Below are 6293 nucleotides of genomic sequence, written 5' to 3'. Positions count from 1 at the left end.
ACGTACCAATGACAAATAGCTATTTCTCGCGGCGATCGCTGCGGCTTCGCTGCGCCCGCTGCGTGAACCCTTTTGTCATTTTATGATCTGTAAATACCAAATTTTAAAATCTCGGAATGACAAGGCGAAGTCAAGAGCACTCTTGACCACCAGGACTCAGTTAAACAGTTCATCAATTCCCCAGTTCTCCAGTTCATCAATTCATCAATTAATAGTTAAAAGTTCATTTGCCCCCACGCTTTAACCTTTAACATTTTAACCCTTAACAATCTTTAGATCAATTACTCAATTACACAACCTATCTTCAACGGCGGATTTAACATTTTTATCACTAATTAACAGGTATGGGTCGCATGGCATGACTACTTATTTTTATTCAGATGACAGGCATATGATGGCATTTGCTTAGTTTTGCCCCATGATTGATTTTGACAAAAAAGGAAAAGTAGTAATCACCTGCAAAGACAGGTTTTCGCCCTATTTGGAAAGGGAAATAATAGACCTAGGTTTTATGCCCTTAGAGGTACACAGAACACATATCACTTTGGAGGTGTCACTGAATGACTGTATCTCTCTCAATATGCACCTCAGGACAGCCAGTCATGTGTTATATGAAATCAAGTCCTTCTACCTGCACAAGGCTGATGATATATACAGGAGGGTCAAGACCATTCCTTGGGAAGATTACATCAATGAGTCCACCTATTTTTCAGTGATCTCAAATGTCGATAATCCTACGGTAGATAATCCACTTTTTGTAAATGTCAGGATCAAGGATGCTATTGTAGATAGGTTTAGGGAGGCATCAGGAATCAGACCTGATTCTGGCTCTGATTTGGAAGGGGCCGTTTTTCAGATGTTCTGGAAGGATACCCAAGCCACTTTGTACATCAATACCTCGGGGGAAACCTTGGCCAAACACGGATACAGGAAAATTCCCGGTGATGCACCGATGTTGGAAGCATTGGCATCAGCAACCATCTATGCAAGTGGATGGGACAGACAGAGTCCATTTATCAACCCCATGTGTGGATCAGGTACACTGGCTATAGAGGCGGCATTGATGGCCACTGACCGTTTCCCTGGCTTGTTCAGGGACCATTATGGCTTTATGCATATATTGGGGTATGACCAGGAGATTTACCAAAAAATCAGGGCTAAAGTCGAAAGAAAGGTATTTGTCAATCCTTCACTGAAAATCATTGCTTCTGATATCAGCCTGCAAGCCCTTATGTTTTCCAAGGAAAATGCAGAAACAGCAGGGGTCGCTGACTTGATAGACTTCCAACAATGTGATTTTGCCGAAACAGAGGTTCCTGAAGGAAAAGAAGGGGTCCTGTTTTTCAACCCCGAATATGGGGAAAGGCTGGGAGAGGAAAATGAATTACCTGAAACTTACCAGCGAATGGGAGACTTTATGAAGCAAAAATGTGCAGGTTATACAGGTTTTGTTTTTACGGGTAACCTGCCATTGTCCAAAAAAATAGGACTGAGAACTTCCCAAAGAATAGAATTCTACAATGGAACCATCGATTGCCGACTCCTGAAATATGAGTTGTTCAAAGGTAAAGGGAAATAAATGTTTTATCTGAAAAAGCTCTGTGCACGCTGTGTATATGTGGTAAAAAAAGAATAACCACAAAGCCACAAAGACACAAAGGATCCGCCAAGTTATTTGTGGTTTTCTTTGTGCCTCCGTGCCTTTGTGGCGATAAAATTCCTTTAAAGCTTATTTGCCAATGAATCCATCTTATTTTTCAGGTCAGTGATTGCCGCAGCATATCGCTCATCCCATTCTTCCAATTTATCAGTAGATTTCATCTCTACTTCATATTGTATACCCGGTAATACCCAAGAAGCATACCCACTGAAAGGGTCAGTGGAAGCGTAAAGCGACCTGTACCAATCACCGAAGTACATGCCCTTAGGATCGATAAAGCTTTTCTCCAAAGCCATCAACTCCTTATTGATAGTCTTTGCTTTTTTTCCGTCCAAACTTCCTGAAGCTATTGCAGACTGGATTTTTTCTTCCAATGCTTCAGAACTGGTCTTCAACTCGGAAATGGTAGACTTGGCTTTATCAAAGCCGGTAAAATCCTTATGGAATTCCTTTACTTGCTTTTCCGCATTCTCAAAATGTAAATCCAAATCCTTGGCATACCTGCTCAAGTGGTAAGGAATAATATCTGCATTGGCCAACCTCAAAGCCATAACTCCGATAACCTGCTCTACAGTACCGCCCATTTGCCAGGTAGGATCTGCAAAATTCTCGTAAAAATAAAGGTCATCGTAATTGGTATGGTAAAGTGTAGGGCCTCCAGCACCGGCGTTGATAGATGGAATGCCCAAATGCATGTAAAATGCAATATGATCAGATCCGCCACCAAGGTTACCGATGGCAGGCTCTTCCTTACCTCTAGCCCATACTTCATAAACAGTTTTGGATGAATCAGGATAAGCTACCGCCTTGGCCGCATCAGCCATGATCTTTTTCATACTTGGTGAGGCAGAACCTCCAAAGTTTCTTCCTGCAACTGCAGCATCCAAATTGATATAGGCCACCGCTTTGGCTCCCAATTCGTCTCTCAGTTGCTCAACCCATTCAGTTGATCCAATGACACCATGCTCTTCAGCATCCCAATGTGCAATCATGATAGACCTACCTGGTTTGATGCCTTGCTCGGCCATTTTGCCCAATGTCTCTGCCATGCTCAAGAGCATTGCAGTTCCTGAGTTAGGATCAGTGGAACCAAAAGACCAGGCATCAAAGTGACATCCTAAGATGATCCATTCATCCGGATTGGTTTCTCCTTTGAGTGTGCCTATGACATTGTTGGCACGGACATAACCTCTTTCCTGCTCTACCATCAACCTCACCAAAAGTTCTTCACCGCCATCATAGCGATAGGTATAAGGAAGTCCACCCTGCCAATCAGAAGTGACAGGCTTTCCTTTCATTCGTGCAAAAATTTCTCTGGCAGAACCGTAAGGAATCGGAGTTACAGGGATAGTGTGCAGTCCTGCTTCTTCCGGTGTAATTCTTTTCACTTTCGTTTTTCCATCCAAAGGCAATGCAGGTTCAAAAGGAGTCAAAGCATCTCCAGTCCAAGGAGCAGTTAAAAGCGAACCCCTTTGTATGGAGCTCTCATTGTAATATAGCCCATCAGGATACACAAGACCTTTTGCATAGCCAGCATCTCCCGGGTCGGTATAAATAATCAGGCCTGCTGCTCCATATTCCTCTGCAAATTTGGCTTTATAGCCCCTGAAATTGGCGCCATAACGTGCAATGACTATTTTGCCTTTTACATCAATGCCCTCTTTTTTAAGTTTTTCGAAGTCTGCCTTCGTGCCATAATTGGCATAGACCACTTCTGCAGTCACATCTCCAGTCCCAGAAAAGGCATTCCACCCTTTTTTCAAATCCGGGTGCATGGAATAGGGGTTTTCAGGAAGAACATATTCCTGCTGGTTGAGTGGCTGTCGGATCGGCGTGACCAGTTCCACTGCAGATTCTCCCTGACCTATAGTAAGGTAAACATCATAAGGATATACTTTTACATCCCAGCCTGATTTCTCCATAGATGCCACCATGTAGTCTTTTACCTTATCATTGGCGGCACTGCCGGCAGGATGGGGATCGGATGTAATTGCCTCCAGGTGAATTTTGAACCTGCTGAAATCTACAGTTTCCTTAAATTGAGATTCTATGGATTCTTGCTTTTCTTCATTGGATTTCACAAAGCCGTCCATGCGCTGGGCATGAAGGGGAAGGCTGATGAGCAATCCAAGGGTGCATGCTGATAGTAGGTGTTTGATCATAAATTCTGATTGGTTGGTCATGTTATATTACAAATATATCCAAAGTCACATGCGACGGTTTACTTTATGTTTGAATGGTATATTTTTGTTTTGATTAGTAATTATGGATATTCTGCTTTTAATTAGAGCCTCAATTTGAAGAAATGTCAGAGAGAATCAGTAAAACAGTTCATGATGGTATGTCAGACATCATCCCGCAGTTAAGTTTGGATTGCGTTATTTTTGGCTTTCATGACAGTACTTTAAAGGTTTTGTTATTAAAGTGGAAAAATTCTGAAGAATACAGTCTTCCAGGAGGGTTCATCAAGCAATCTGAGTCCATAGACGCTGCCGCAGTGAGGGTCCTGAATGAAAGGACTGCATTGGATAAGATCTTCCTGAGACAATTCCATACTTTCGGAAAGGTGAGGAGATATGACAATGATGTGATCAGACAAAAATTGTCACACCTGATTGAGGAACCGATATTTCATGAAAGGGTGGTTTCTGTTGGCTACTATGCTTTGGTGGATTACGAAAAAGTATTTCCCAATCCGGATATCTTTACAGAAAAATGTGAATGGGTAGACATTGATGAAGTCCCTGAATTGCTTTTTGACCACAATGAAATCCTAAACAAAGGTTTGAAATCCCTAAGGCTGGAATTGAGCTTTCAGCCTGTAGGCCTTAATCTGCTGCCGGATAAATTCACCATGCCTGATATGCAACGTATGTATGAGTCAATTTTGGGCAAGAAGATAGACCCGAGAAATTTTCAGAAAAAGATCCTGAAAACGGGTATTGTCATCCGATTGGATGAGGTCAAAAAAGGTGTGGCACACAAATCTCCCTACTTGTATCAATTTGATGAAAAGCGTTATAAAGAAGTACTCGAGGAGGGTGGTCTTTTTTTCAGTTGATTTGTTCGCTTACGAACAAAAAGCGAACACTTGATAGCTTATATATTTTTATAAAAAGGGGAATAAAGAAGTCCTGGCCATGTTTTTCGAAATGGCACAATACTCGTATAAAGTGTTATTCATATAAATGTCCTTCATGACATGAGTATGCAATCAACAGCATGTTTCGCACAAAAAGCGATACAGGTTTTTGTTGCTACAAATGCTGAAATGATGTACCATTCTGATCTAAAATATCCACTGCCGGGAAAGCAGGTGATTACCAAAAATAAATTATAAACGCATGAAAACTATTATCTATATCCTTCTGTCTTATTTTCTGGTTTTGCCAACAGACAGCATAGCAAAGCATTTGAATGAGGGTGATCCTTATATTTCAGAAACTTTCGACATCGATGGGCTTGCCCAGTTGGAAATGAAAACTGCAGGAGCCAGCATACATGTGGACGTATGGGAGTATGATCAGGTTTTGGTGGAGGTTTTTGTCACAAGAAACGGGAAGGTGCTCAATGTCAATGATCCGGAAGTGATGGAGAAATTAGAGGAGTTTGATTTTGAAATATACCAGGAGAACCAGAAAGTCCTTGTGGCCATGCGCAGCAAATCAAGGACTGCCTGGAACATGGGCAGGAACCAATTGAGTTTTACTTTTCAGATTCATGTGCCGGAAAGAACTTCTGCAGACCTGAGAAGCGCGGGAGGAAGCATTTCACTCAGCGGTTTGGATGGTGATCATTCCTTAGTAAGCAGTGGAGGGAGTATTAGTATCCTGGATTGTGCAGGACAGTTTGATGCCAAAAGCTCAGGAGGCAGCTTTAGGGTTGAGCATTTTGTAGGGTCTATGGATGTAAGTTCCAGCGGTGGTTCAGTCCGAGTGGATGACTTTGTAGGAAGCCTCATCATCAACTCTTCAGGAGGTGGACTGAATTTGAACGACATTGCAGGAAGCCTGATTGCCAACTCTTCTGGTGGTAGCATAAAAGCAAATCTCCTCAGCCTTGAAGGCCAGGTAAGCTTGAAATCCAGTGGTGGAGGTATCAGCGCCACATTACCCGGAGGCGAAGGGCTTGACCTTGACCTAAGAGGAACATCTTCCAAATTGAGACTTGAAAACTTTATTGGAGAGATCAAAGGGAACACTGTCAAAGGTAAACTGAATGGCGGAGGTATCCCCGTGACCATGGCCAGTTCCGGAGGCTCAGTCAAGTTAGACTTCAGGTGATATTTTCTCTTCATTATTCCTGCCCGAAGCAGGCGGGCGAAATTCGATGTTCGTTATTCGATATTTCAATCTCGTATCCGCCTCGACCCCCTCACGGCCCAAGAGCCTCGATTCCTGTAAAGACTTATCCCTCGGCCGTGCAATGGCCTTTAGATTACATTGGTCCATGGGTTGCGGCGCTAGGAGGTTGAAGCCAGTGAAAGGTGTATGTTGCGCCTTACCCACGGCTACCCATATTTTACCCCGATGGGGTAAACAGTATATGTGGATAAAGCTTCTCGCCACAAGCCCTGTAAGGCATACGCGTTAACTTAGTGATAGATTATTTGCATATCTAGTTGAAAATTAGA

General features: G+C 42.7%; 4 protein-coding genes. 3 read left to right on the top strand and 1 reads right to left on the bottom strand.

The annotated features are described in order from the left end of the window. Window positions 1-418: 418 nt before the first annotated feature. Window positions 419-1579 (top strand): class I SAM-dependent RNA methyltransferase, encoded by a 1161-nt coding sequence (locus EA341_RS07220; protein WP_293012622.1) that lies wholly within the window; start codon window positions 419-421, stop codon window positions 1577-1579. A gap of 143 nt (window positions 1580-1722) precedes the next feature. Here EA341_RS07220 and EA341_RS07215 read toward each other — a convergent pair whose 3' ends face one another. Continuing rightward, window positions 1723-3822 (bottom strand): M28 family peptidase, encoded by a 2100-nt coding sequence (locus EA341_RS07215; protein ID WP_293012621.1) that lies wholly within the window; start codon window positions 3820-3822, stop codon window positions 1723-1725. Window positions 3823-3965: 143 nt separating this feature from the next. On the opposite strand from EA341_RS07215, the gene EA341_RS07210 reads away from it, so the two are divergent. Beyond that, the gene (locus EA341_RS07210; protein WP_293012620.1) at window positions 3966-4721 is read left to right on the top strand and encodes an NUDIX domain-containing protein; all 756 of its coding nucleotides are present in this window, start codon (window positions 3966-3968) and stop codon (window positions 4719-4721) included. Between the two features lie 283 nt (window positions 4722-5004). Further along, window positions 5005-5943: a DUF4097 family beta strand repeat-containing protein gene (locus EA341_RS07205; RefSeq protein WP_293012619.1), complete on the top strand. Its 939-nt coding sequence runs from the start codon at window positions 5005-5007 to the stop codon at window positions 5941-5943. Window positions 5944-6293 lie beyond the last annotated feature (350 nt).

The organism is Mongoliibacter sp., from assembly GCF_007692705.1.
Taxonomy (GTDB): Bacteria; Bacteroidota; Bacteroidia; order Cytophagales; family Cyclobacteriaceae; genus Mongoliibacter.
The sequence above is the reverse complement of the archived record's forward strand: the minus strand, read 5'-3'. Positions and strand labels throughout refer to the sequence as shown.